The organism is Bradyrhizobium quebecense (genome assembly GCF_013373795.3).
In the GTDB taxonomy this organism is placed as follows: Bacteria; Pseudomonadota; Alphaproteobacteria; order Rhizobiales; family Xanthobacteraceae; genus Bradyrhizobium; species Bradyrhizobium quebecense.
Window position 1 is genome coordinate 2,156,920 of the sequence record NZ_CP088022.1, and the last position, 24,165, is coordinate 2,181,084.

Consider the following 24,165-nt stretch of genomic DNA (forward strand, 5'->3'; position numbering starts at 1 on the left):
CAACTCGCTGCAGTCCGTTACTTGAGTTTGTGAGATGTCCTGACGAACTCAAATCGAGATGTTAGCGTTCTACGTATATGCTGCATTACTTCAAAAAGCTCGTCCCACTGATCTGCTGCGCTTGCGGCGAGCAGGGGTGGATCTGAGAGCTTTGCTTGTATGCTGCTGCTTTTTGCGTCTTGTACGACACCGCTAAACAGGAGGGTCATAGCCTCAAGAAGGCTGCTGCGGGCAACACCTACATAGTGCCATAGGGACCACGTGTTTCTATCGTCCACGAAACCGATCGTGTTGTCCGATATGATTTTCGCGACGAAAGTCTCAACGTTGTCTAGGTATATCTCGTGTTTGCCGTCTTCCTGTTCAAATAGAAACGCTGCGCGCCAAAGGGAAAAACCGGCGCTAGCTAAAAGTCCGCACACCCGAAGGAAGAGGGACGGCTCAAGTTGCGTCCGGTATTCACGCACAAATTCCAGTAGCGAGATTAGCTCAGGTTGGATGCGCGACCGTGCCCTCACCATCTGCTTAAAACGTTCGACTTGCTTCTCCGGATATTTGACTTTCTTAACCATCGGTCTTTCCATCCCAACCGCCCAAGCGGGCAGGTTTTCTTTTCGCGGTACAATACGGCGCGTAGCTCTTTAGGAGCATGCCAATGCCCAATCCCACTCTCATGGAGCAGAGTCTTGCGGACTTGCAGAAGCTGCAAGAGCAAAGCAAGAACCCAAGCGGCCAAGAAGAAGATATCGCGCTACATCGAACGCACACACGAAGCAATCTTGGACCTCGCCTAGCCGCGGGGTCTCTTTTTCAGGCTTTCCCACACCTCAGTCAAAAACGCCATTACGTACCCCGCTTGTCGCAGAAATTCTTGTGCCTCGGTTTTATCCGGTAGCGCCTGCGTGTGAGCAATTACGTTCCGCGCATCGCGCAACGCCCCATACAGTTTGACCACTGATTGTGGGACCTTCTTTTGCGCAGCAAGGGAAAAAATGACGGAGGATGCCAGGGCAGCATCGATGCCCATTTCGTCACCGATCTTATAGAGCAGGTCGTCAATCTGCTCTAACGCAGCGAGGATCTGGACCGCGGACTTTGACGTTCCAGCCCGACCCGCAAGCAGGCTCCTATTCAAATTTGAGGTGTGAAACTGGTCATCGTCGTCGACGTGTGGCGGCTCCAACCTCTGTTCGGGCCTTGGCAACGGCGAGTGCTCGATAATCTCGGCGCCCTTCTTTAGTTCTTTGTCGAACAGTATCTTCGCGCCACCGAAGCTAAATTCCAGCATTCGGTCGGCGAGCGCGCCCATGTGCTTCCGCAAAATGATAAACAAGACGATGATGACGGACGGCCATGCGATATGTCCCACCAAGGCAGCAATAAACTGTAGCCAGTCCATTGGCGTCTCCTATCCCCGCCTATAGGCATACACGCTTAGTTCGGCCGATACAATTTGCAGATGTGGTGCTGCATCCAGGAATGAAGATAGAGAATCAACGTTGATGCCCACGTTGATGGTTCGAGGCGCAGCGCCAAAATGGTCAATGGCATGATGGGCCACACACCGATCACAAGGACTCGCCAGCGCCTGATCCGCATGCTTCGAGATCATCAGAAGTGATCTTGAACGACGTCTTCTTGGACTTAAGTTCGATTGCAAATTTGGGACGACCAGGCCCGTCCCCAGACATTGGTGTTTGCTCCCCGAAAGCGTTTCTATCCTCTTGAAAGGATAGCTACAGCGGGAGGTGGCGGCCCTCGTCCCGACAACTCCTGACGATGGCGACAGCTAGCCTATTGCCAAAAAAGAAGGGCAGCATTGCCACCCGCCCGGCGAAGATGTTACGCGAAGGCAGCAATCAATCAGGGGAGGAACATCGTGGGACTGCTCGTCATGATCCTGGGTCTCGTGCTGTTCCTCGGCATCCATGTGCTGACCAGCCTGCGCGAGCTGCGCGCCGGCATCGTCAATGCGATGGGCGAGGGGGCCTACAAGGGCGTCTATTCGCTGGTGTCGTTCGCCGGCCTCGCGCTGATCATCTGGGGCTTCGGCCACTACCGCGCGACCGGCTGGATCGACGTCTGGACGCCGCCGACCGCGTTGAAGCACATCACGGTGGCGCTGATGCTGCCGGCCGTGATCCTGGTGGTGGCCGCCTATATCCGCGGCCGCATCTACACCACGCTGAAGCATCCGATGCTGGCGGGCGTGAAGCTGTGGGCGTTCGCGCATCTGCTCGCCAATGGCGATCTCGGCTCGATCATCCTGTTCGGCTCGTTTCTCGGCTGGGCGGTCTATGACCGCATCTCGCTGAAGCGCCGCGCGGATGCCGGCGGGCCGCCGATCCCGGTAGGCGGCCCGACCAACGACCTGATCGAGATCGCGGTCGGTGTCATCGTCTATCTGGCGCTGGCGTTTGCGTTCCACCCGGTCGTGATCGGCGTGCCTGTCATGGGAGCCTGACTATGTCTGTTCAATCCGCCATCAAGCGCAAGACCGCGCCCGATCTGCGCGCCCGCAAGAATGGCGAGCCGATCGTGATGCTGACATCGTACCACGCGCATACCGCAGCGCTGGTCGACCGGCACTGCGACGCCATCCTGGTCGGCGATTCCCTCGGCAACGTGATGCATGGCTTCGAGACCACGGTGCCGGTCACCCTCGACATGATGATCCTGCAGGGCCGCGCGGTGATGCGCGGCTCGCAAGCTGCGCTGGTCGTGGTCGACATGCCGTTCGGCTCCTATGAGGGCTCCAAGGAGCAGGCGTTTCAATCCGCGGTGCGGATCATGAAGGAGACGCTGTGCGGCGCGGTCAAGCTCGAGGGCGGCGCGCGGATGGCGGAGACGGTGGCGTTCCTGTCCGAGCGCGGCATTCCCGTGATGGGCCATATCGGCCTGACGCCGCAATCGATCAACACGCTCGGCTCGTTCCGCGCGCAGGGCCGCGAGGAGGAGACCTGGGCGCCGATCGAGAACGACGCCAAGGCGATCGCGGAAGCGGGCGCCTTCTCGATCGTGGTCGAGGCGGTCGCCGAGCCGCTGGCGCGCAAGATCACGCAATCGATCACTGTTCCCACCATCGGCATCGGCGCCAGTGCTGCCTGCGACGGGCAGGTGCTGGTGCTGGAGGACATGCTCGGCCTGTCGCCGCGCGCGCCGAAATTCGTCCGTCGCTACGGCAATCTCGGGCCGATGATCGAGGAAGCGATCGCGGGCTATGCGCGCGACGTGAAGAGCCGCGCCTTTCCCGGGCCGGAGCACGTTTACGGCATGAAGAAGAGCTGACGAGGCGCGCATGGACTGGTCGCAACACGCACTTCCGCTGATGCGGCTCGAGCCGCGCTTCGGCGACCGCGTCGTGCCGGCGTTTGCCGAGCGGCCGGCCAGCCTTTGGGCGATGATCGCAGACGCCGTCGCGCAGAATGGCGACGGCGAGGCGCTGGTCTGCGGCGAGCGGCGCCTCTCCTGGCGCGAGGTTGCCGAGCAATCGGCGAAGGTCGCAGCCGGCTTTGCAAAGCTTGGCCTCGCGCCCGGCGACCGCGTCGCGATCCTGCTCGGCAACCGCATCGAGTTCGTGCTGACGATGTTCGCCGCCGCCCATGCTGGCCTCGTCACGGTGCTGCTCTCGACGCGCCAGCAGAAGCCCGAGATCGCCTATGTGTTGAACGATTGCGGCGCGAAGGTTCTGGTCCATGAGGCCGCGCTTGCCGATCGCATCCCCGACGCCGCCGACATTCCCGGCCTCGAGCATCGCATCTCGGTCAGCGACGACAGCGCGTCGCAATTCGCCGGCCTGCGCGACAATGCTCCGGCGCAGGCGCCGGCGGAGGTGAGGGAAGAGGACACCGCGATGATCCTCTACACCTCAGGCACCACGGGCCGGCCGAAGGGCGCGATGCTCGCCCATTGCAACATTATCCACTCGTCGATGGTGTTCGCGTCCTGCCTGAAGCTGACCAAGGCCGATCGCTCGATCGCCGCGGTGCCGCTCGCGCATGTCACCGGCGCGGTCGCCAACGTCACCACCATGGCGCGCTCTGCCGGCGCGCTGATCATCATGCCGGAGTTCAAGGCGTCGGAGTATCTGAAGGTCGCGGCGCGCGAGCGGGTCAGCTACACGGTGATGGTGCCGGCGATGTACAATCTCTGCCTGATGCAGCCGGATTTCGACAGCTACGATCTGTCGAGCTGGCGCATCGGCGGCTTCGGCGGCGCGCCGATGCCGGTTGCGACCATCGAAAAGCTCGACGCCAAGATTCCCGGGCTCAAGCTCGCGAATTGCTACGGCGCGACCGAGACCACGTCACCCTCGACCTTGATGCCGGGTGAACTGACCGCGGCGCATATCGACAGCGTCGGTCTGCCGTGTCCCGGCGCCGAGATCGTCGTAATGGGCGCCGATGGCCGCGAGGTGCCGCGCGGCGCGATCGGCGAGCTCTGGATCCGCAGCGCTTCCGTCATCAAGGGCTACTGGAATAATCCGAAGGCGACCGCCGAAAGCTTCACGGCCGGCTTCTGGCATTCCGGCGATCTCGGCTCGGTCGATGGCGAAAACTTCGTCCGCGTGTTCGATCGCCAGAAGGACATGATCAACCGCCGCGGCCTGAAGATCTATTCCGCAGAGGTCGAGTCCGTGCTTTCAGGCCATCCGGCCGTGGTCGAGAGCGCGATCATCGCAAAGCCGTGCCCGGTGCTCGGCGAGCGTGTCCACGCCGTGATCGTGACCCGCACCGACGTGAGTGCCGAGAGCCTGCGCACCTGGTGCGCCGAGCGTCTCTCCGACTACAAGGTGCCGGAGACGATGGTGCTGACATCGGACCCGCTGCCGCGCAACGCCAACGGCAAGGTGATCAAGCGCCAGCTGCGGGAAAGCATCTCGACAGGGGCATAGGCCGGCGTAGGACAAACTTCCCCGGTTAACGCTTTGATCCGCCTCGCTTTGCCTTGCCTCCGCCACACCGTTAGGGTAACGCCGCCGCGATGTGGGGATCGGGTAGGGGCTGCGCTCCGCCCAGATTCGCGGTCCCGAGGGGATGGGATAGCCTTAAGTGTCTGAATTATTTGACGAAGTCGACGAGGAAGTCCGTCGCGATCAGCTCAAGAAGCTGTGGGACAAGTACTCGCTTTTCATCATCGCGCTGGCGATCCTGGTGGTCGCGGGCGTCGGTGGCTGGCGTGGCTACCAATATCTCGAGGGTAAGAAGGCCGCCGAGGCCGGCGCGGCGTTCGACCGCGCCGTTGAGCTGTCGGACCAGAACAAGCACGCCGAGGCCGAGGTCGCGTTTGCCGACCTGATCAACAAGGCGCCGTCCGGCTACCGCAATCTGGCGAGGCTGCGCATGGCCGCCGAGCTCGCGACCCGCGATCAGCCGGCCGCTGCGAAACTCTATGACGAGATCGCGGCCGACCGCAGCGTCGGTGGCCCCGATCGGGATCTGGCGCGGATCCGTGCCGCGCAGATGGTGATGGACACCACGACCTATCCGAACATGGTGCAACGGCTCGAGGCGATGGCGACGTCGAAGGACTCGACGTTCCGCCACTCCGCGCGCGAGCTGCTGGCGCTGTCGGCCTGGCGCGCCAACGATGCCACCGCCGCGCGGCAGTGGCTCGACCAGATAGCCAATGACGGCGAGACACCGCCGAGCCTGCGTTCGCGCGCCGAAGCGCTGCAGGCATTGTTGCCGCCGGTCGCGAAGAGCTGACTTGGCGCGCGAAACCCGAGTTGAGTGAGAGATCGACCATGCGCCGCTCGCAACGCCTGATCGCAGCCGCAGTTCTGACAGCGCTTTGCAGCGTGCTGGCCGGCTGCGGCGGTGGCGGCATGTCCAATTTCGATCCGAGCGACCTGCTCGACTTCCTCGACACCAAGAAGAAGCTGGCCGGCGACCGCAAGCCGGTGTTCCCGGAAGGCGTGCCCGGCCTCGAGCAGGGCGTGCCGAAGGATTTGTACAAGGGCTCGCAGCAGGAGCAGCTCGACCAGCAGAACGCCGCGGCAGCGGCCGCCGCCCAGCCGGCTCCGCCGCCGGAGCCGCCGAAGGGCGCCAAGAAGCACACCAAGCGCGCCGCGCCGGCCGCGGATCAGGCGGCTGCTCCCGACGCGGCGGCGCCGGAAGAGGGCGCGCCCGCCGCGCTGCCGCCCGAGCCGAAGCCGAAGAAGATCGTCCGCCGCCGCACCACCGCGCCGACGGCCGACGACCAGCAGGCGCAGCCTGCGGCGCCGGCCCAGCAGACCCAGACCACGCAACAATCCGGCGGCGCGTTCCCCGCGCCGCTACCGAGCGGCGGATTTAGCCGCTAGGCTCCTGCTTCAATTCATTAGACGCGCGCCGCGCCGCGGCGCCGGGATGATCCATGTCCTTTACCATCGCCATTATCGGCCGGCCCAATGTCGGAAAGTCGACGCTGTTCAACCGGCTGGTCGGCCAGAAGCTCGCGCTGGTGGACGACGAGCCCGGCGTGACCCGCGATCGCCGCGAGGGCCAGGCCCGGCTCTACGATCTCGACTTCACCATCATTGACACCGCGGGGCTCGATGAGGGCGCCAAGGGCTCGCTGACGGCGAGGATGCAGGAACAGACCGAAACCGCGATCGCGCTCGCCGACGCCCTGATGTTCGTGATCGACGCCCGCGTCGGCCTGACGCCGACCGATCGCGCCTTCGCCGACTTCGCCCGCAAGGCCAACAAGCCGGTGGTGCTGGTCGCCAACAAGGCCGAGGGCAAGCATGGTGAGATCGGCGCGATGGAATCCTACGCGCTCGGCCTCGGCGATCCCGTGCAGATCTCGGCCGAGCACGGCGAGGGCATGGGAGACCTCCACGAGGCGCTGAGCGCGCTGGTGCCCGCGACACCAGAGGAAGACGACGAGGTCGAGGACGACGAGGACATCTCGGAGGAGGAGGCCGCGCAGCGCCCGATCCGCGTCGCCATCGTCGGCCGGCCCAACGCCGGCAAGTCGACGCTGATCAATCATCTGCTCGGCGAGGAGCGGCTGCTGACCAGCCCCGAGGCCGGCACCACGCGCGATTCCATCGCGGTCGAGATCACCTGGCAGGGCCGCCAGTTCCGCGTGTTCGATACCGCCGGCCTGCGCCGCCGCTCGCGGATCGAGGAGAAGCTGGAAAAGCTCTCGGTCGCGGATGCGTTGCGTGCGGTGCGCTTCGCCGAAGTCGTCGTGATGATGATGGACTCGCAGAACAAGTTCGAGGAGCAGGATCTGCGCATCGCCGATCTGGTCGAACGCGAAGGCCGCGCGATCGTGCTCGCGGTCAACAAATGGGACCTCGTCGAGCGCAAGCCCAACCAGATCTCGCAGCTGCGCACCGATGCCGACCACTGGCTGCCGCAGGTCAAGGGCGTGCCGATCGTCGCCGTCTCCGGCCTGATGGGTGAGGGCATCGACCGCCTGATGATTGCGATCCAGGAGGCCTATGCGGTCTGGAACCGGCGCTTGCCGACCGCGGGGCTCAATCGCTGGTTCGAGCAGGCGATCCAGGCCAACCCGCCGCCAGCCGTCTCAGGCCGCCGGCTGAAGCTGAACTACATCACGCAAGTGAAGGCGCGGCCGCCGAGCTTCGTTCTGTTCTGCTCGCGCGCCGATGCGATCCCGAGATCCTATCTGCGCTACCTCACCAACTCGCTGCGCGAGACCTTCGATCTGCCGGGCACGCCGATCCGGATCACGCTGCGCGAGAAGGCCAATCCGTTCGCCTACAAGCGCAAACGGCCGTCGTGAGCGGGAGCGCTGAAGTTGACCCTGCGGCCATGCCGCAGGCACGCAGCGGCGCCGTGGCCTTCATCTTCATCACGCTCCTGCTCGACATGCTCGCGCTCGGGATCATCATCCCGATCCTGCCCAAGCTGATCGAAGGCTTCGTCAACAACGACACCGCCAACGCCGCGCGTATCTTCGGCGTGTTCGGCTCGATCTGGGCGTTGATGCAGTTCGTCTGCTCGCCGATCCTGGGCGCGCTGTCCGATCGCTTCGGCCGCCGTCCGGTGGTGCTGCTGTCGAATTTCGGCCTTGCCGCGGACTATGTGCTGATGGCGCTGGCGCCGAACCTGATCTGGCTGTTCATCGGGCGGGCGATCTCGGGCATCACCTCGTCGAGCATCTCGACCGTGTTCGCCTATATCGCCGACGTCACCGCGCCGGAGCAGCGCGCCGCGATGTTCGGCAAGATCGGCGTCGCGTTCGGCGCGGGCTTCATCCTGGGACCTGCGCTGGGCGGCCTGCTCGGCGAGATCGATCCGCGGCTGCCGTTCTGGGCGGCGGCGGGCCTGAGCTTCGTCAACGGCCTCTATGGCCTGTTCATCCTGCCGGAATCGCTCCCGGTCGAGCGGCGCGCGCCGTTCAAATGGAAGAGCGCCAATCCGATCGGCGCGTTGCATTTCCTGCGCGCGAACCGGACGCTGGCCGGCCTGTCGCTGGCGACCTTCTTCGGCCAGCTCGCGCATGTCGTGCTGCCCTCGGTGTTCGTGCTGTACGCCACCTATCGCTATGGCTGGGATACCGGCACCGTCGGCGCCACGCTCGCGCTGGTCGGCCTCTGCGGCATGATCGTGCAGGGCGCGGCGATCGGCCCGATCGTGCAGCGCCTCGGCGAGCGCAACGCGTTGTTCCTCGGCCTCGTCTGCGGCGCCTTGGGCTTTTTGATCTTTGGCGCGGCACCGACCGGGCAACTGTTCTGGATCGGCATTCCCGTGATGGCGTTCTGGGGCATCTCGGGCGCCGCGACGCAGGCCCTGACGACGCAACTCGTCGCCGCCGATCAACAAGGCCAGTTGCAGGGCGCGACATCGAGCGTGCAGAGCATGTCGGAATTGATCGGCCCGTTCCTGTTCACGCTGACCTTCGCCTATTTCATCGGCGACAACGTGCCGGTGAAGCTGCCCGGTGCGCCGTTCTATCTGGCCGGTGCGCTGCTGCTGCTCGCGCTCGCCATTGCGTGGCGCGCAACGGCGGCGAAGAAAACGTAGCTTCGTAGGGTGGGTTAGCGAAGCTTAACCCACCATTGCCTCCGCGGTAAGAAGGTTGGTGGGTTACGGCCTACATCTTAATCAGTCGCCGGCACCGAATGGTGTTCGTGCGTGATCCGCCAGCCGCCACCAACTTTGCGCAGTCCGATCGTGAGCCGGAACTGGAACGTGTCGTCGAGCGGACCGCACCGCATCACTGCAACGGCAAAGGCGACGTCATCGCCGGCCGTGATCGCGATGTCCTCGATATCGAAGGCGTAGGAGGAACGCTGACAGCCGAAGAACAGATCCCAGGTCTTCCTGTACGCATCAAGTCCGCGTGACTGGAACGGCGGCGGCACGTCGAACATCACGATGTCCTGATCGTGATGGGCGAGGACGCCCGCATAGTCGTGCCGGCGGACCGCGTCCGCCCAAGCTTCGATGATTGTTCTGACTTCGGTTTCTGCCCTGTGGCGCTGCTGTGTCATCGTTCGCGTGCTCCGAGTGTTGGCTGATCGATGCTTCGAGGACGAATGCGAGGGCGCCGATCCGACACGCCGCTGCGTCTGGGCCGGATCTTGCGGATTGCGTCATCTTGCCTGTTTACAAACCATCCGGTTGGTTTGTATAAGGCTGATACTGGATGAAGATGCGCGCCTCGTTCCCTGAGGCCGCCTCGGCAGGAGGAGCATGGTGGACGACGAGGCCGTTGATATCTGCGATGAGTTGACCCGCTTCAGCGACGCGCAGGCGGCGCTGCTGACGTCGCGGGGCCTGGTTTATCTCACCGACCTGAAGCTTGATGGCAACAGGCATGGCACGATCGTCGCCGCCAGTTATGCCGACGCGGAATCGGTTGCCCGCCGCCGTGGCCGGGGAGAGAAGGTCATCGGCCGAATGGCTCACGGATTCCTTCACGGCCTGCGCCGCCGCCTGCTGCAAAAGGTGCGCGGCACCGGGAGCTGGTGTGCGCGAGCGACCGGGTAGCGCGATGCTTGATTCGTCGAAGTGATGTGTGACCCGGAGCCGGCATTGGCTTTCGGGTACATCATTTGCGCTGCCAGGCGAGCTCCGATCCAGCGCTTGAGATTGACTGATGCCGCTGAGATACTGTGATCTCACGCGACTCCTTCCTGAGTAATTCCATGGATAATCCTTCCCGCTCCGAACGTTCCCGCAACGCCGCACTCGACGCCGCGATCACCATCGTGACGCGCGATGGTCCGGGGCGCCTGACGCTTGATGCGATCGCGCGCGAGAGCGGGCTCAGCAAGGGCGGCGTGATGCATCAGTTCCGCACCAAGGAAGCGGTGCTGCGCGCCTTGCTTGAGCAGCAGATGGCGCATTTCGAGGAGTTCTCGACCCGCTACCTCGAAAAGGCGCGCGCGACCACGGATCAGCCCGAACTGGCGGCGCAGATCGCAACGCTCCGGGAAGCGATCTCGACGCCGCGGGCCGGGGCATTCGCGCTGCTGGCTGCGATGAACGAGAATCCCGAATTGATGGCGATGCCGCGCGATGTCGACATCAAGAAGATCGCGCTGATGAAGGCCGAGGCGCGTGATCCGGATCTTGCGCTGCTGCGCTGGGCGGCAGCGCGGGGGCTGCTGCTGAGCTCGTTGTTCGGCCTGTCGTCGCTGACCGATGCCGAGCGCGACCGCCTGTTCGAGCGACTGCTCGACGACAGCAAGTGGACTGCGATCGAGCAGGGCGCAACGGCGGCCGCAAAGCCATCCAAGGCGTCGGCGACACGCGCGGCATCGCCGCGGCCTGCGGGCGCACGGGCCGCAAAGCCGGCATCGGCGCGCAAGCGCGGCTGAATCTCCGGCGTGATCCGAAAGCACAACGCCGCCCAAGCGGAATATGGATCGCTTGGCGGCGTTGGATCGTCACCGGGCCCCTGAAATCCCCGGCAATTGGTGCGGTACCACAAGAGATACCGCGGGTTTGTGACAGCGCGCGACCGCCATTCGCGAAGCGGCCGCACCAGCTCCCACGGCAATTCGATCGCCGAATTTTTCTGGTGCGTTTCCTGCGATTGCAACTTTACAAACCAACTGGTCGGTTTTATAGTTGTTGCACTGAGGCAAGATCTGGCGGCGCCGTGAGGGCGAGCCAGATCGGCAGTGACGGCCGCAGCCGCACTTCAGCCCCGGACGCGGCTGCGGCCGAGCTGCTCTTCCGCTTTAGCTCGGATGAGGAGATTGGAATGGAGAGCTCGATCGCCGCGCGCGGTCTGGGAGCGATGGCGCTTTGCGCCTTCGCCGGAGGATGTGCTGCCGTCACGCCGGTGGCTTATTCGGACGTGGCCTCGTCGGCCTATATGACGCCTGATACGTCCGACTCGTCGGGGCGTGTGCCGTATCGCTATGCGCCGCCGGTCGACTGGCGGAGCTACAACAAGGTGATGCTCGATCCGGTCGTGATCTATCGCGGCGCGGATCGTCAGTTCGGCGACATGTCCGAGAAGGACAAGGAGACGCTCGCCGCCTACATGCAGACCCGCTTCGCCGACAAATTGCGCGGCCGCTTCACGCTGGTGAACACGCGCGGGCCGAACACGTTCCGGCTGCGGCTGACGCTGACCGGCGCGGTCGCCAATACGCCGGTGCTCGGCACGCTGTCGCGCTTCGATATGGCCGGCGCGATCTATAATGGCGTGCAGGCCGCGCGTGACGGCGAGGGCACGATGACGGGCTCGGTGATCTATGCCGTCGAGATGTTCGACAGCTCGACCGCGCGCCTGCTCGGCGCTTACGTCAGCAAGCAATATCCCAACGCCTACGACATCAAGGCCAGTGTCGGCGATCTCGCCGCCGCCACCGCCGGCATCGACAAGGGTGCCGATGCCTTCATGGCGCAACTGAAGTGAGCGCGTCGCGCGCCTCCTGCAATCCCGACAATGAAAGGTCCTGACCGATGAACTTTCTGGTTCGCATGTTTCTGCGCAGCCTCGTCGCCGCCTTGCTGATGAGCTCGACCGGCCGCGCCGAGACGATTGCGCCTGCCGATCCCAGCGGCACCTGGCTGACCGAGGACGGGCGCGCACGCATCCGCCTCGAGCGCTGCGGCGCCCCGCGTGACCGCATCTGCGGCTTCATCGTATGGATGAAGGATCCGCTCGACCCTCGCGGCCAGCCGTTCCGCGACGGCTTCAATCCCGATCCCGGCAAGCGAACGCGCGCGCTGCTCGGCCACCAGCTGATCCTCGGATTGAAGCTGTCGCCGGAGGGCCGGTTCGACGGCGACATCTACAATGCCGAGGACGGCAAGTCCTATTCGGTCTCGCTGTGGCGTGACGCGTCCGACCGGCTGAAGCTCAAGGGATGCTTGCTCAAGCTGCTGTGCCAGACCCAGACCTGGACGCAGACGTTGGACGTTCAGCCCGGACAGCTCGTCGGTCTGACCGGCGACGCCGGCGGCCCGCGTGCCGACAGGGAATGGGCATCGCTGCCGCCGCCGGCGCGGAAGGCGGCGGCGAAGTGATGGAATGCACAGTGCGTAGGATGGATAGAGCGAAGCGAAACCCATCGCGCCTGTGCACGCCTTCAAATGATGGGCTTCGCTGCGCTCTACCCATCCTACGAAGCCGACGACGCGCCTATTTCTTCACCAGCGGGCAATCGCTCGCTTCGAGCGGCTTGGCGGCGTCTTCCGGCGAGATGGTGGCGATCAGCTTGTAATAGTCCCAGGGATATTTGGACTCTTCCGGCTTCTTCACCTCGAACAGATAGGCCGGGATGATGCGGCGGCCGTCGATCCGCAGCGGGCCCTTGCCGAACAGCGGATCGTCGGTCGGGATCTCCTTCATCTTGGCGACGACCTTGGCGCCGTCATGCGGATTGCCGCCCATCGCGTCGAGTGCTTTCAGGTAATGCAGCACGCCGGCATAGACGCCGGCGACCGTCATCGAGGGCATCGAGCCCTTGGGCGAGACCTTCTGGAAGCGCTTCGACCAGGCACGGGTCTGGTCGTTCATGTCCCAGTAGAACGACTCGGTGAAGGTGAGGCCCTGGGCAATCTTCAAGCCCAGCGCATGCACATCGTTGACGAACAGCAACAGCGCCGCGAGCTTCTGTCCGCCTGCGGTGATGCCGAATTCGGACGCCTGCTTGATCGCGTTGGTGGTGTCGCCGCCGGCATTGGCGAGGCCGATGATCTTGGCCTTGGAGGCCTGTGCCTGCAGCAGGAACGAGGAGAAATCCGCGGTGTTGAGCGGGTGCTTGACACCGCCGAGCACCTTGCCGCCGTTCGCGGTGACGACCGCCGAGGTATCGCGCTCCAGCGCATGGCCGAAGGCGTAGTCGGCGGTGAGGAAGAACCAGGTGTCGCCGCCAGCCTTGGTCAGTGCCTTGCCGGTGCCGTTGGCGAGCATGTAGGTGTCAAACGTGTAGGAGATCGTGTTGGCGTTGCAGGCCTTGCCAGTGAGATCGGCGGTCGCCGCGCCCGAGTTGAGCACGATCGAGTTCTTCTCCTTGGCAAGGTTGCTCACCGCCAGCGCGACGCCGGAGTTCGGCGTATCGGTGATGATGTCGACCTTGTCGTTGTCGATCCAGTTGCGCGCGATGTTGACGCCGACGTCCGGCTTGTTCTGGTGGTCGCCGCTGACCACGTCGATCTTCCAGCCCTTGGCGCGTAGGCCGGAATCTTCCACCGCCATGTTGGCCGCGGCCACCGAATTCGGACCGCCGATGTCGGCATAGAGGCCCGACATGTCGTTCAGCACGCCGATCTTGACGTTCTTGTCCTGTGCAAAGGCCGGCGTTGCAAGTCCGAGTGCAGCGCAAGCGAGAAGCACGGCATGGCGCCGTGCGAGCGTCGTCGTCATCAGACATTCCCTCCACTGTCAATTTTTTCCGGACGGCCCTCTTGTGGAGCCTCGTGCCGGTAGTTCGCGTTCCCGCTTACCCTTTCCTTTGGCGAGCGGCAATCCGCATAAAGCCGGATGAGCTGCGTCGAAGCGTCATGATTCAATCAGAACCGAAGCTCTCGGTGCCGCTTATTTGAGCGCATCCGAGGTCAGCCTGAATTTCTGGATCCGCTTGCCCTCGACCTCGCCGGTATAGACGTTGCCCTTCTGGTCGACAGCCATGACATGGAGCAGGGCGAACTGTCCGGCATTGCGGCCGCTATGGCCGAAGGTGCCGACCACGCTGCCGTCGTCGCGCTTCAGCACGCGGATCTCGTTGTTGGCGCCGTCGGCGTTGAGCAGATAGGTCTGCTTCGGATCGGGCCACAGCGCGAGATCGAACACGGCGCCGTCGCCGCGGGTGTTCTTCTCGTAGAACCATTCTCTGACGAAGGTGCCGTTCTTCTGGAAGACCTGGATGCGGTCCTGGCTGCGGTCGCAGACATAGACCAGCCCGTCATTGGCGATCTTGATGCAATGCACGGGATTGCCGAACTGCTCCTGCACCGCGGCGCTTGGATCATAGGGCGGCTGCTTGTCGTCGGTGGGCAGCTTGCCGTAGCCGCCCCAGTGCCGCTTGTAGGCCAGCGTGGTGGCGTCGAACACGATGACGCGGCGGTTGCCATAGCCGTCTGCGATGTAGAGCTCGTTGGCATCCTTGTCGATCGCCATCTCGGCGGGGCGGCCGAGCTGGGTGGTGTCGTTGCTGTTGGTGCGGGCTGCGATCTTGCCGATCTGGCCGAGATACTTGCCGTCGAGCGAGAACTTCAGGATCGCGCTGTCGTCATCGGCGTTGCCGCCGATCCAGACGAAGCCGCGTTCGTCGACCTCGATGCCGTGCTCGCGGCCGACCCATTGATAGCCGTCGCCGGGGCCGCCCCAGGCCCGCAGCAGATTGCCGTCGACATCGAATTCGAGCACCGGCGGTGCGGCCACGCAGCATTTCGCGCGCGGCGGGGTGAGGCTCGCCGCCTTCTCGCCATCGGTCAGCGAGCGCGGCCGGTGGACCACCCAGATATGTCCCTGCCAGTCGACGGTGATGCCGCCGACCTGGCCGATGATCCAGTTGTTCGGCAGCTGCTTGGGCCACGACGCGTCAACCGCGAAGGTCGGGACGTCACCGGCCCTGGCGGGCGTCGGTGCAACGAGGGGGGATGATACGATGCAGACGGTGAGAAACAATCCGGACAGAATGGAGCGCGCGCGATTGAACGTCGGCGTCATGATGCCTCCCGAGAGTTTTCTTGGCGGTGGTCCCGCTTGAGGAGGGCAGTCAATCGCGGGGAGGGGAAGGAGTCAATCCGTCGCAGGCGCGTTGCGCGACCACTTGGCGTGCAGTATTAAGCTGCTATCTCAGGTAGCGAGGCCGAACGGATGCGTGGATGGTTGATCGGCATGGCGGCTTCGATGCTTTGCCTGAGCTCCTCGGCCGCCATTCCGATCGATTGCGCGACTGCGCCCAGCGTCAAATGCTTGGCGGCTGAAGTCTTCTTGCTCGCAAAGAAACTGCCACCTGGTGACGACAATCGAGCTCGCGTTGAATTCGCCGAGCAGGAATTGGCTGACAATGACCTCAAAACTGCTCTCGATTACGTGATTTCAGACAATCCCGATCCGGCGCCTTGGGAAGATATCGATTGGATTGCGCGCGCGGGCCGCTTCGCTGACGCTCTTGAGACCGCGAGGCAGCGAAAGTCGACTGTGGAGCGGCTCGGGGGATTGCTTGCCGTTGCCTCGCGCCTCGCGGAGGAGAAAGACGCGGCGCAGGCGCGGGAGATTGTCGAGGGCGTCGAACGGGAATTGCCGTCGATCGCAGGTGACAGCGATGAAGACGCGCAGGCCATCCCCGCACTTGCTGGAAAGGTATGGGCCGGCCTCGGACAGCCCGATCGCACCTTGCGCCTTGTCGGCGGTCGCGGTGCGAGAACAGTTGATTGGTTGCTGGTGATCGCCAACACGTACCCAGCAGCGACAGGTTGGCGCGAGGAGGCGTGGCGTGAAGCCGAACGTCTCGACGAGCCCTTTGCTCTGGAGCAGTTGCTGCGCGATGCACTGAGGCGCGGCGATCTGGCTGAAATTTCTCAAGCCGCACAGCGCGCCGGCAAGATGGTCGATCGCTTTGCGAACAGCGATGCTCAGCCGTCGGCAGTGATCGCGCTCGCGGGCGCTTTTCTCGCCGTCGGATCACCTGATCCTGCCGCAAGGCTGGTCGAGCCGTGGCCGCGATGGGTGAGCGGCAAGGACGACATCGCTCAATTCAATATTGTCAATGCGCTGATCCCGGTGCTGGCGTGGCTAGCACGGGATCGTGACGTCGAGACGGCCGCCGCTGCGGTGAGCAATTCCGCACGTCGCAGCCAGTGCTTCAGCAAGGCCGCCGATGAATATGCCCGGCTCGGACGTCGCGATCTTGTCGAAAAGCGCGATGCGGAAGCCATGACGCTTGCGATGTCGTCGCCCACCGGAGATCAGAAGCTGCAATGGCAGCATGACGCGGCTCTGAACAATCTGGCGCTTGCGCGCGCGGGGCGCGGCGACGTCATTGGCGCGGTCGCCGCCGCCGTCAAGCTTGGCGACGATGCAAAGGTCCGCGAAACGATATCTTATGTCGTCAGGCGCGCGATCGACAGCGGCCACGGGGCGGCAGCCGCGCCGGCGATCGAGGCGCTCGAACAGCGCGCGGGGACTGTGCAGGACGCGCCGTTGCTGCTCGCTGCAGCCAATGCCTGGTACACGACCGGCGACGAAGACCGGGCGCGCGACGATCTTTCGCAACTCCTGGCGATGGCCCGGCTCGTCGGCAACGACGCCGGCCTCGCGGCAGAATTGGCCTGGCGGCTAGACGGAGCGGGTAAGCCGGAGAGCATCATCACCATCGTGGACAAGTTCGGCGTGACCGATCCGAGCGCGATCGATCATCTGGTCGAAGTCATCAGGCCGTTGTCGCCGGCCGTCGCCGTCCAACTCGTTGGCCGGCAAGTCGAGGTCTGGCGTCAGATCGCGGATCTGGCCAACATAGGTGTTCAGCTTGCGTCCGATGCAAAGTAGATGGGGAGGAGCTTGTGCGCCCATTCACGCCGGCGGCTGGAAGCTCCGCAGCGTGCGCGCCTTGTAGTCGTAGAGCTTGCCGGTTTCGGTCCACTCCGGCGAACACATGGGCACGATGAATTCGGCGGCCATGTCGGGCGTGTCCAGCGTCATCGGGTCTTCGCCGGGAAACACCTGCGCGCGCATCCGCGTGCGGATCGGGCCGGGGCTGAACAGATTGACGCGCAGCGCCGTGTTGGCGGTCTCGTTGGCCCAGGAGCGCACCAGCGCATCCAGCGCAGCCTTCGAGGCGGCATAGGGGCCGAGATAGGCGTTGGCCTTGTGCGCCACGCCTGACGTGACGAACACCGCACGGCCGGCGTCGGACTGGCGCAGCAGCGGGTCCATGCAGCGGATCAGCTGGAAATTCGCGGTGACGTTGATCGCGAACACGTCGTTCCAGGGCTTCAATTCGATGTGGCCGAGCGGCGAGGACGGGCCCGCGGTGCCGGCATTGCCGACGAGGATGTCGAGCTTGCCGTGGCGTTCATGCAGCGCGAGCCCGAGCCGCGCGATGCCGTCGTAATCGGTGAGCGAGAGCGGCACCAGCGTGGCGCTGCCGCCGTCCTTGCGGATCTCGTCGTCGAGCTCTTCCAGCCCTCCTTGCGTGCGCGCCACTGCCACGACATGCGCGCCGGCCTTGGCCAGCGCGACGGATGTCGCATAGCCGATCCCGCGCGAGGCGCCGGTTACGAGGGCAATACGGGAGGCGAGGGGTTTTGTCATGTCTGTCCGTCCGTGTCTGGCGGCGGGTATTACAGACGGAAATGGCCGGGACAAGCCCGGCCATGACGGAATTCTGCGCTCTCGGTTCTAGGGGCCTGGCCCCTGGTCCACATTGTCGCTGTTGGTTCCGTTGCCCGAGCTATCCGGGGACACCTTCAGGCCTTGGCGGAAGGCAAACACGATGAAGCCAACCAGCAGCACCCCACAGAGGATGCCGATGATTGGCTGCATGGCGTGCGCCGTCAGCTCGCCTCGGCCAGCAGCGAGAGCTGGCGCGGCGGGGCCTCGGTTTCGCTCTGGTCGGTGAGGTGGGTCGGATAGGCGCCGGTGAAGCAATGATCGGCGAATCTCGGATTGGCCGGGTCGCGCCCTTCATACCCCATCGCGCGGTACATGCCGTCGATCGACAGGAAGGCCAGCGAGTCGGCGCCGATGATGTCGCGCATCTCCTCGAGCGAATGGGTCGCGGCGAGCAGGCCGCCGCGATCCGGCAGGTCGATGCCGTAATAGTCGGGGTAGAGGATCGGCGGCGAGGCGAGGCGGAAATGCACCTCGCGGGCGCCGGCATCGCGCATCATGCGCACGATCTTCTTCGAGGTGGTGCCGCGCACCAGCGAGTCGTCGATCAGGATGATGCGCTTGCCTTCGATCGCGGCGCGGTTCGCCGAATGCTTCATGCGCACGCCGAGCTCGCGCACGGTCTGGGTCGGCTGGATGAAGGTGCGGCCGACATAGTGGTTGCGGATGATACCGAGCTCGAACGGCACGCCGGAATACTGGCTGTAGCCGACCGCGGCGGGCACGCCGGAATCCGGCACCGGCACCACGACGTCGACCTCGGGATGGCTCTCTCGCGCGAGCTGGGCGCCGAACGCCTTGCGCACGTCGTACACCGAGCGGCCGCCGACGATCGAATCCGGCCGCGCGAAATAGATGTACTCGAAGATGCAGGGCCGCGCCGGCTTCGGCGGGAACGGCTTGTGGCTGTGCGCGCCCCGCTCGTCGAACACGATGATCTCGCCGGGCTCGATGTCGCGGACATATTTCGCGCCGATCATGTCGAGCGCGCAGGTCTCCGAGGTCAGGATCGGATGGCCGTCGAGATCGCCGAGCACCAGCGGACGGATGCCGAGCGGGTCGCGGGCGCCAACCAGCTTCTTGTTGGTCAGCGCGACCAGCGCATAGGCGCCCTCGATGGTGCGCAGCGCCTCGATGAAACGGTCGATGAAGCGGGTGCGCTTGGACTGCGCCACGAGATGCAGGATCACCTCGGTGTCGGTGGTCGACTGCATCATGGCGCCGCCCTTGACCAGCTCACGGCGCAGGGTGAGGCCGTTGGTCAGGTTGCCGTTATGGCCGACCGCGAAGCCGCCGGCGCTGAGTTCGGCGAACAGCGGCTGCACGTTGCGCAAGATGGTGCCGCCGGTGGTGGAGTAGCGGACATGGCCGACCGCGGCGTTGCCGGGCAGGCGATCGATCACCTCGCGGCGGGAGAAGGCATCGCCGACCAGGCCGAGGCGGCGTTCACTGTGGAAGCGGCCGCCGTCGAAGGAGACGATGCCGGCGGCCTCCTGGCCGCGATGTTGCAGGGCGTGCAGGCCGAGCGCGGTGATCGCGGCGGCCTCGGGGTGGCCGAAGATGCCGAACACGCCGCATTCCTCGCGGAGCGTGTCGCCATCGAGATCGGGGTGGTATCTGAGATCGCTGTCCCGGAGGTGGTCTTGTCGAAGATGGTCCTGCATTTCGATCGGGCCCAGGTCGAGATCCATTTGGGCGGCGTGATCGGAAGGGGTTTGCATCTCGTTCATCGCCTCTCGTAAGGGGCCCAAATAAGTTATCGGCCCGCGGGTTTCTCGATCAGCTTTTTCAAGCTGTCACGCGCAGGTTTGCTATAGCCATCGCCCGACGCCGGCGTTGCCTGATCGTTGGTATCAGCCGCAGAATCGTCGTCCGGCTTATTCTTCTTGAACTTCTTTAAGATGGTGTTCTCGGGGTCGTCAGGCAAGAGCGCCATCAGCCAATCCCCGGTTCCCTGCAGCACCACCCGGGATTTCGCGCCGGTCACCCAATCGGGCCGCTGCTTGTCCGGAACCAGCCAAGTGAAGAACATGAACGCCACGACCACGATCAGGAGGCCGCGGGCGAGCCCGAACAGGAAGCCGAGGGTGCGGTCGAGCGCGCCGATCCGGGAATCCAGGATCATGTCCGAGATTCGCACCGTGATGATCGAGACCACGATCAGCGTACCGATGAAGACGCCGGCCACCACGACCACGGCCGCGACCGTGTCGTTATTGAAGTAAGTCTTGGCGGTCGGCAGCAGCTTCGAGAAAGCATACAGCGTGACCAGGGCTGCGGCGCCCCAGGCCGCGATCGACAGGATCTCGCGCATGAAGCCGCGCACCATGGCAAGCAGGCCCGAGATCAGCATCACGCCGAGCAGGACGAGATCAAGTATCGTTATGGGCATCGGCTGGTCAGGTCCGCTGGTACGTTTGGGTCCGCTGTTAAGGGCTCGCGAATCGGCAAAGTCGGTGCCGTCCTAACTGAGGCGCATCGGGGGCATTCGGCAAGGCCGCAACACCACCAGTCCCGCGCGGCGGATGTATAGCGGCGGGGGGCTGATACGTCACGCCTGCTTTAGCTGGTCTCGCGACGGAATCGGGCCGGTGTGGCATTTTTCTCAACCGCATCAGCGCCCCTGGAGCCGCCCTGGTCGTCCCTCGGTGCGGCCCGGCCACCTCGGGGCGTGCCGCGCGCGGCAATTTCGGCGACCAGCGTGGTCAGATTGCCGACGCTGTTCAGCGCGAGCCCGCTATCGCCGCCACCATCGCCGCGGGCCGATTCGGGCAGGATGGCGCGGCAGAAGCCGAGCTTGAGGGCCTCTTTCAGCCGGGCCGGGGTCTGCGCCACCGGGCGGATCGCGCCGGACAGCGAAATCTCGCCGAAATAGACCGCGTCCGTCGGCAAGGGCGCATTCACCAGCGAGGAGACCAGCGCGGCCGCCGCGGCGAGGTCCGCGGCCGGCTCCTGGATGCGCAGGCCACCCGCGACATTGAGATAGACGTCATGTCCGGACAATTTGACGCCACAATGCGCTTCCAGCACCGCCAGCACCATCGACAGCCGGCTCGGATCCCAGCCGACCACGGCGCGGCGCGGCGTGCCGAGCGAGGTCGGCGCCACCAGCGCCTGCAACTCGACCAGCACCGGGCGGGTGCCCTCGATGCCGGCGAACACCGCGGTACCGGGGCTGCCGAGCTCGCGTTCGGAGAGGAACAATTCCGAGGGGTTGGTGACCTCGCGCAGGCCGAGCCCGGTCATCTCGAACACACCGATCTCGTCGGTCGCACCAAAGCGGTTCTTCGCCGAGCGCAGGATGCGGAACTGCTGCGAGCCTTCGCCCTCGAACGACAGCACCGCATCGACCATGTGCTCGACCACGCGGGGGCCGGCGATCTGGCCGTCCTTGGTCACATGCCCGACCAGGATGATCGTTGCCCCTGTCTTCTTGGCGAAGCGAATGAGGGCCTGCGCCGAGGCGCGGACCTGGGTCACCGTGCCGGGCGCGGATTCGACCGTGTCGGTCCACATGGTCTGGATCGAGTCGATCACGATCAGCCGCGGCACCGCGCCTTCCGACAGCGTCGAGACGATGTCCTCGACCGAGGTTTCGGAGGCGAGCTGCACCGGCGCGTCCGCGAGCCCGAGCCGCTCGGCGCGCAGCCGCACCTGGGCGACCGCCTCTTCGCCGGAGATGTAGACCGCGCGATGGCCGGCGCGCGCCATCATGCTGGTGGCCTGGGTCAGCAGCGTGGATTTTCCGATGCCGGGATCGCCGCCGACCAGGAGCACCGAGCCGCGGACGAAGCCGCCGCCGGTGACGCGGTCGAGCTCGGCCATGCCCGACGACAGCCGCGGCGCGTCCTGGGTTTTGCCGGACAGCGATTCCAGCGCGAACGTCCGCCCCTTGCGCTTGCTGCGGATCGAGACCGGCACCGAGCCCGTGGTGTCTTCCTCGGCCAGCGTGTTCCACTCGCCGCAGGAGTCGCACTTGCCCTGCCAGCGATTATACGCCGCGCCGCAGTTCTGGCAGACGAAGGAGAGGGTTGATTTGGCCATGGAGCAGGTGAGTCGCGCTATTGCCCATGATGCATAGCACGGTTCGGCCGGCGCGCACGATCCAACGAAGACGGAGCGCCTGATCGGACGACAGGCTCAGCGAGAGAAGACCCGCGTTCCGGCCGGCCATCGCGGCTTGTCTCCCACCGGGCTGGCGCCGATCTCCCATCCGACGCCGCCCCAGAGCACGTCGACGGCACCAAGCTCTCCTGCGATATCGCGGACGTAAAACACGTTCGGCTTGGCGTTGATCTCCAGAGGGCCGCCATTGCCGTTGGGCTGCTGCTTCAACGCGCACCACACGTCGGCCAGCCTGCTCTCGTGGCTCTGACCGAGCCTGGCGAGGATGTCCTTATCGCTTGCCGCGGCGCTCAGCACATAGGTTTGCAACGATGCGCCGCCGGTATCGTCCTCGACCTTGTCGGTGAAGCGGCGCGCGAAGGTCGCACCCAACCAGGAGATTTTCACCGGCGCGCTCGACGCGATGTCCTCCTTGAAATGTTCCCGTGCGACGAACTTTTCAGCATGAGGAATAGCCGAGGTCGATGACGGATCGGACGGTTCCTCGGTTTTCGGCCGCAGCGCGCACGCCACGCGGTCAATGGCGACAGCCGAACCCGGTTGGCCCGATTTCGTATCGTCTGCGGCGACGCTCAAGGCTTGTGCTGTGAGAAAGAAGGCCAATGACAGCGTGAGGCTTAACTGGCGCATCTTGTTGTCCCCGAGTCCGCTGTGTTCGCGGAGACAAGGTAAACCGCATCCTGCAGATGTAAATTAAAGATCGGGTTTCTGGTTAAGGATAAAAAGTGAATTCAACTACAACGCGAATTTGAATCAAATGCGCGGCTGCCCGATCGACGGCCGCACTCAAACGCGGATGTCTCGGCCCGACAACAGCAGCGGCGAATTCTCGCGCGGCGCCAAACCCGTCGGCAAAGCCCGGCAGCATCTTGCCTGCGCTCGCAGCGGATCGGTCCAGCTCCAGCGAACGCGCCAGGACGGATTGTTCGTGTAGGCCGGAATTCGCCAGACCCAGATCGTCTCGTAAACGCTGTCCCCGAGGTGTTCGACATCGGGCTTTGCTGTCGGCCAGAAGGCCGCACCGGCAATGGCGAACGTGACGGCCGCCGCAGTCGTGATCATCATCTTGCGCATCGCGCGTCTGCCTTTCCCGCCTGTCGCGGGTTCTGACAACCCGCGACTGCCAATGCTTCGACTTGCGATCCTGAATCCGTCAGGTCGACGTCAGCCGCTGAGGTGTGCGCTCGATTGCCCACCACGTGTCGCCTGACTCTCGGGATTCGCATCCGGGTCGTCGATCAATCCCGTGATGCCTGCTGGAGCAAAGTTCTTGTCCGCAAACGATCGAGTGCACGCAATGAAGATGTCATAAGCGCAGTCGCCGGATGGTGGCAATCCGGATAACAACGGGAGGCGAGCGCTAAACAAGGCTCTTTCGGCGTACACCCCGCCGGGTGCGCAGAGCGCCCCGTAGAATTACGATATCCCTGCGAGGATAGTCGTGTTCGTCGCGTCGAAATCCATTTGCGCAAGGCTTGGTCGCGCGCAGTCGAGTGAGTGGCGTCAGGAATTCTACGGCGCCATTGCCGACCACAGCAGCGACACGCCCGCCGCCAGCATGATGCCGTCCATGATCAGGCGGAATGACTCCGGCTTCATTTGCAGCACGAAGCGCTTTGCGATGAAGGCACCGGCCATCAGCGAGGCGCCGGCGATCAAGCCCTTCAGCGCGATGTCGGGTGTCAGCGCGCCGAACCGCTCGAAGGTCACCGACTTGCTGACGTAGAGCCCGAGCGAGCTTGCCGCTTCGGTGGCGAGGAACGCGCCCTTGCTGAGGCCGTAAAACAAAAACAGCGGCACGCTGAGCGGACCGGTCGAGGCCACGATGCCGGTGAGATAGCCGATCAGCGCGCCGCCGATCATCAGATGCCAGAGATTGGCTTTCAGTCTGTGCTGCGCCAGCCAGTGCCGCACCGGCACCATCGCGATCAGGAACACGCCGATCGCGATGTCGACCGCGCGCGAGGGCAAAGCGAGCAGGGTGCGCGCGCCAAGGGCTGCGGCCGGAATGCCGGTGACCGAGTAGGCGGCGCAGGCGCGCCAGTCGACCTCGCGCCACCAGGCCAGGATGCGCGACAGATTGGCCATCACGGCCGCAACCGCCATGATCGGCACCGCCTGCTTCGGCCCGTACTGATAGACCAGCACCGGCATCAGCATGATCGACGAGCCGGTGCCGACGATGCCCGAGATGGTGCCGGCGACAAGGCCGACAATGAGGACGAACAGGAAGCCCACGCGCACTCCGGGACGTGATCCGAGCCACGCCGATGC

At 64.5% G+C, this 24,165-nt stretch carries 25 protein-coding genes; 12 read left to right on the forward strand and 13 right to left on the reverse strand.

Annotation, left to right across the window (positions count from 1 at the left end):
• Positions 1 to 17: 17 nt before the first annotated feature.
• Together HU230_RS10055 and HU230_RS10060 are read right to left on the reverse strand one after the other, a co-directional pair.
• A complete protein-coding gene (locus tag HU230_RS10055) occupies positions 18 to 572 on the reverse strand; it encodes a hypothetical protein (protein ID WP_176531806.1) in 555 nt (184 codons plus the stop codon).
• A 218-nt stretch (positions 573 to 790) separates the two neighbouring features.
• Positions 791 to 1,399 carry a hypothetical protein gene (locus HU230_RS10060; RefSeq protein WP_176531805.1) on the reverse strand — a complete coding sequence of 203 codons (609 nt, stop codon included), beginning with the start codon at positions 1,397 to 1,399 and terminating at the stop codon, positions 791 to 793.
• 480 nt (positions 1,400 to 1,879) lie between these two features.
• Here HU230_RS10060 and HU230_RS10065 point away from each other — a divergent pair, with 480 nt between their 5' ends.
• The 7 genes from HU230_RS10065 (at position 1,880) to HU230_RS10095 (ending at position 8,984) form a co-directional block, all read left to right on the forward strand.
• Positions 1,880 to 2,464 carry an NnrU family protein gene (locus HU230_RS10065; RefSeq protein ID WP_176531804.1) on the forward strand — a complete coding sequence of 195 codons (585 nt, stop codon included), beginning with the start codon at positions 1,880 to 1,882 and terminating at the stop codon, positions 2,462 to 2,464.
• A gap of 2 nt (positions 2,465 to 2,466) precedes the next feature.
• Complete coding sequence (gene panB / locus HU230_RS10070; RefSeq protein ID WP_176531803.1) at positions 2,467 to 3,288, forward strand: 3-methyl-2-oxobutanoate hydroxymethyltransferase; 822 nt, start codon at positions 2,467 to 2,469, stop codon at positions 3,286 to 3,288.
• Between the two features lie 10 nt (positions 3,289 to 3,298).
• Positions 3,299 to 4,894, forward strand: a complete 1,596-nt coding sequence (locus HU230_RS10075) for a class I adenylate-forming enzyme family protein (RefSeq protein ID WP_176531802.1) — start codon at positions 3,299 to 3,301, stop codon at positions 4,892 to 4,894.
• 157 nt (positions 4,895 to 5,051) lie between these two features.
• Positions 5,052 to 5,708, forward strand: coding sequence for a tetratricopeptide repeat protein (locus HU230_RS10080; RefSeq protein WP_176531801.1), 657 nt, complete (start codon positions 5,052 to 5,054; stop codon positions 5,706 to 5,708).
• A 38-nt stretch (positions 5,709 to 5,746) separates the two neighbouring features.
• Complete coding sequence (locus HU230_RS10085; RefSeq protein WP_176531800.1) at positions 5,747 to 6,304, forward strand: hypothetical protein; 558 nt, start codon at positions 5,747 to 5,749, stop codon at positions 6,302 to 6,304.
• Positions 6,305 to 6,357: 53 nt separating this feature from the next.
• The gene (der, locus tag HU230_RS10090; protein ID WP_176531799.1) at positions 6,358 to 7,740 is read left to right on the forward strand and encodes a ribosome biogenesis GTPase Der; all 1,383 of its coding nucleotides are present in this window, start codon (positions 6,358 to 6,360) and stop codon (positions 7,738 to 7,740) included.
• Positions 7,741 to 7,769: 29 nt separating this feature from the next.
• Positions 7,770 to 8,984 carry an MFS transporter gene (locus tag HU230_RS10095; protein WP_176531798.1) on the forward strand — a complete coding sequence of 405 codons (1,215 nt, stop codon included), beginning with the start codon at positions 7,770 to 7,772 and terminating at the stop codon, positions 8,982 to 8,984.
• Positions 8,985 to 9,061: 77 nt separating this feature from the next.
• On the opposite strand, the gene HU230_RS10100 is transcribed toward HU230_RS10095, so the two are convergent.
• Positions 9,062 to 9,454: a YybH family protein gene (locus tag HU230_RS10100; RefSeq protein ID WP_176531797.1), complete on the reverse strand. Its 393-nt coding sequence runs from the start codon at positions 9,452 to 9,454 to the stop codon at positions 9,062 to 9,064.
• A 205-nt stretch (positions 9,455 to 9,659) separates the two neighbouring features.
• On the opposite strand from HU230_RS10100, the gene HU230_RS10105 reads away from it, so the two are divergent.
• The 4 genes from HU230_RS10105 (at position 9,660) to HU230_RS10120 (ending at position 12,452) form a co-directional block, all read left to right on the forward strand.
• Complete coding sequence (locus HU230_RS10105; protein ID WP_176531796.1) at positions 9,660 to 9,953, forward strand: hypothetical protein; 294 nt, start codon at positions 9,660 to 9,662, stop codon at positions 9,951 to 9,953.
• Between the two features lie 158 nt (positions 9,954 to 10,111).
• Positions 10,112 to 10,786, forward strand: a complete 675-nt coding sequence (locus HU230_RS10110) for a TetR/AcrR family transcriptional regulator (protein ID WP_176531795.1) — start codon at positions 10,112 to 10,114, stop codon at positions 10,784 to 10,786.
• Positions 10,787 to 11,175: 389 nt separating this feature from the next.
• Complete coding sequence (locus HU230_RS10115; protein WP_176531794.1) at positions 11,176 to 11,838, forward strand: DUF3313 domain-containing protein; 663 nt, start codon at positions 11,176 to 11,178, stop codon at positions 11,836 to 11,838.
• Positions 11,839 to 11,885: 47 nt separating this feature from the next.
• Positions 11,886 to 12,452, forward strand: coding sequence for a DUF2147 domain-containing protein (locus HU230_RS10120; protein WP_176531793.1), 567 nt, complete (start codon positions 11,886 to 11,888; stop codon positions 12,450 to 12,452).
• A 115-nt stretch (positions 12,453 to 12,567) separates the two neighbouring features.
• Here HU230_RS10120 and HU230_RS10125 read toward each other — a convergent pair whose 3' ends face one another.
• Both HU230_RS10125 and HU230_RS10130 read right to left on the reverse strand, forming a co-directional pair.
• Entirely contained in the window at positions 12,568 to 13,794 is a 1,227-nt protein-coding gene (locus HU230_RS10125; RefSeq protein WP_176531792.1) for an ABC transporter substrate-binding protein, read from the reverse strand.
• A 171-nt stretch (positions 13,795 to 13,965) separates the two neighbouring features.
• Entirely contained in the window at positions 13,966 to 15,099 is a 1,134-nt protein-coding gene (locus HU230_RS10130; RefSeq protein WP_176531791.1) for an NHL repeat-containing protein, read from the reverse strand.
• Between the two features lie 162 nt (positions 15,100 to 15,261).
• On the opposite strand from HU230_RS10130, the gene HU230_RS10135 reads away from it, so the two are divergent.
• Positions 15,262 to 16,923: a hypothetical protein gene (locus tag HU230_RS10135; RefSeq protein ID WP_176531790.1), complete on the forward strand. Its 1,662-nt coding sequence runs from the start codon at positions 15,262 to 15,264 to the stop codon at positions 16,921 to 16,923.
• A gap of 24 nt (positions 16,924 to 16,947) precedes the next feature.
• Here HU230_RS10135 and HU230_RS10140 read toward each other — a convergent pair whose 3' ends face one another.
• The 8 genes from HU230_RS10140 to HU230_RS10175 all read right to left on the reverse strand — a co-directional run bounded on the left by HU230_RS10140 (position 16,948) and on the right by HU230_RS10175 (position 24,129).
• Positions 16,948 to 17,688 carry an SDR family NAD(P)-dependent oxidoreductase gene (locus HU230_RS10140; protein WP_176531789.1) on the reverse strand — a complete coding sequence of 247 codons (741 nt, stop codon included), beginning with the start codon at positions 17,686 to 17,688 and terminating at the stop codon, positions 16,948 to 16,950.
• Between the two features lie 87 nt (positions 17,689 to 17,775).
• Positions 17,776 to 17,919 (reverse strand): hypothetical protein, encoded by a 144-nt coding sequence (locus HU230_RS10145; RefSeq protein ID WP_176531788.1) that lies wholly within the window; start codon positions 17,917 to 17,919, stop codon positions 17,776 to 17,778.
• A gap of 11 nt (positions 17,920 to 17,930) precedes the next feature.
• On the reverse strand, positions 17,931 to 19,496 hold the full coding sequence (purF, locus tag HU230_RS10150; protein ID WP_420840852.1) for an amidophosphoribosyltransferase: 1,566 nt from the start codon (positions 19,494 to 19,496) through the stop codon (positions 17,931 to 17,933).
• A gap of 26 nt (positions 19,497 to 19,522) precedes the next feature.
• Entirely contained in the window at positions 19,523 to 20,158 is a 636-nt protein-coding gene (locus HU230_RS10155) for a CvpA family protein (protein WP_050406454.1), read from the reverse strand.
• Between the two features lie 170 nt (positions 20,159 to 20,328).
• Positions 20,329 to 21,810 carry a DNA repair protein RadA gene (gene radA, locus HU230_RS10160; protein WP_176531787.1) on the reverse strand — a complete coding sequence of 494 codons (1,482 nt, stop codon included), beginning with the start codon at positions 21,808 to 21,810 and terminating at the stop codon, positions 20,329 to 20,331.
• 96 nt (positions 21,811 to 21,906) lie between these two features.
• Positions 21,907 to 22,521 (reverse strand): hypothetical protein, encoded by a 615-nt coding sequence (locus HU230_RS10165; RefSeq protein ID WP_176531786.1) that lies wholly within the window; start codon positions 22,519 to 22,521, stop codon positions 21,907 to 21,909.
• Positions 22,522 to 22,677: 156 nt separating this feature from the next.
• Positions 22,678 to 22,965: a hypothetical protein gene (locus tag HU230_RS10170; protein WP_176531785.1), complete on the reverse strand. Its 288-nt coding sequence runs from the start codon at positions 22,963 to 22,965 to the stop codon at positions 22,678 to 22,680.
• A gap of 438 nt (positions 22,966 to 23,403) precedes the next feature.
• Positions 23,404 to 24,129: a sulfite exporter TauE/SafE family protein gene (locus HU230_RS10175; protein ID WP_176531784.1), complete on the reverse strand. Its 726-nt coding sequence runs from the start codon at positions 24,127 to 24,129 to the stop codon at positions 23,404 to 23,406.
• Between the last annotated feature and the right edge of the window lie 36 nt (positions 24,130 to 24,165).

Bases quoted from the DNA above. Each gene is read 5' to 3' on its own strand.
- HU230_RS10060 (WP_176531805.1), bottom strand. From the start codon at position 1,399: ATGGACTGGCTACAGTTTATTGCTGCCTTGGTGGGACATATCGCATGG.
- panB (WP_176531803.1), top strand. From the start codon at position 2,467: ATGTCTGTTCAATCCGCCATCAAGCGCAAGACCGCGCCCGATCTGCGC.
- HU230_RS10170 (WP_176531785.1), bottom strand. From the start codon at position 22,965: ATGCGCAAGATGATGATCACGACTGCGGCGGCCGTCACGTTCGCCATT.
- HU230_RS10165 (WP_176531786.1), bottom strand. From the start codon at position 22,521: ATGCGCCAGTTAAGCCTCACGCTGTCATTGGCCTTCTTTCTCACAGCA.
- HU230_RS10125 (WP_176531792.1), bottom strand. From the start codon at position 13,794: ATGACGACGACGCTCGCACGGCGCCATGCCGTGCTTCTCGCTTGCGCT.
- HU230_RS10095 (WP_176531798.1), top strand. From the start codon at position 7,770: ATGCCGCAGGCACGCAGCGGCGCCGTGGCCTTCATCTTCATCACGCTC.
- HU230_RS10130 (WP_176531791.1), bottom strand. From the start codon at position 15,099: ATGACGCCGACGTTCAATCGCGCGCGCTCCATTCTGTCCGGATTGTTT.
- HU230_RS10085 (WP_176531800.1), top strand. From the start codon at position 5,747: ATGCGCCGCTCGCAACGCCTGATCGCAGCCGCAGTTCTGACAGCGCTT.
- HU230_RS10075 (WP_176531802.1), top strand. From the start codon at position 3,299: ATGGACTGGTCGCAACACGCACTTCCGCTGATGCGGCTCGAGCCGCGC.
- der (WP_176531799.1), top strand. From the start codon at position 6,358: ATGTCCTTTACCATCGCCATTATCGGCCGGCCCAATGTCGGAAAGTCG.
- HU230_RS10155 (WP_050406454.1), bottom strand. From the start codon at position 20,158: ATGCCCATAACGATACTTGATCTCGTCCTGCTCGGCGTGATGCTGATC.
- purF (WP_420840852.1), bottom strand. From the start codon at position 19,496: ATGAACGAGATGCAAACCCCTTCCGATCACGCCGCCCAAATGGATCTC.
- HU230_RS10120 (WP_176531793.1), top strand. From the start codon at position 11,886: ATGAACTTTCTGGTTCGCATGTTTCTGCGCAGCCTCGTCGCCGCCTTG.
- HU230_RS10100 (WP_176531797.1), bottom strand. From the start codon at position 9,454: ATGACACAGCAGCGCCACAGGGCAGAAACCGAAGTCAGAACAATCATC.
- HU230_RS10115 (WP_176531794.1), top strand. From the start codon at position 11,176: ATGGAGAGCTCGATCGCCGCGCGCGGTCTGGGAGCGATGGCGCTTTGC.
- HU230_RS10140 (WP_176531789.1), bottom strand. From the start codon at position 17,688: ATGACAAAACCCCTCGCCTCCCGTATTGCCCTCGTAACCGGCGCCTCG.
- HU230_RS10145 (WP_176531788.1), bottom strand. From the start codon at position 17,919: ATGCAGCCAATCATCGGCATCCTCTGTGGGGTGCTGCTGGTTGGCTTC.
- HU230_RS10110 (WP_176531795.1), top strand. From the start codon at position 10,112: ATGGATAATCCTTCCCGCTCCGAACGTTCCCGCAACGCCGCACTCGAC.
- HU230_RS10055 (WP_176531806.1), bottom strand. From the start codon at position 572: ATGGTTAAGAAAGTCAAATATCCGGAGAAGCAAGTCGAACGTTTTAAG.
- radA (WP_176531787.1), bottom strand. From the start codon at position 21,810: ATGGCCAAATCAACCCTCTCCTTCGTCTGCCAGAACTGCGGCGCGGCG.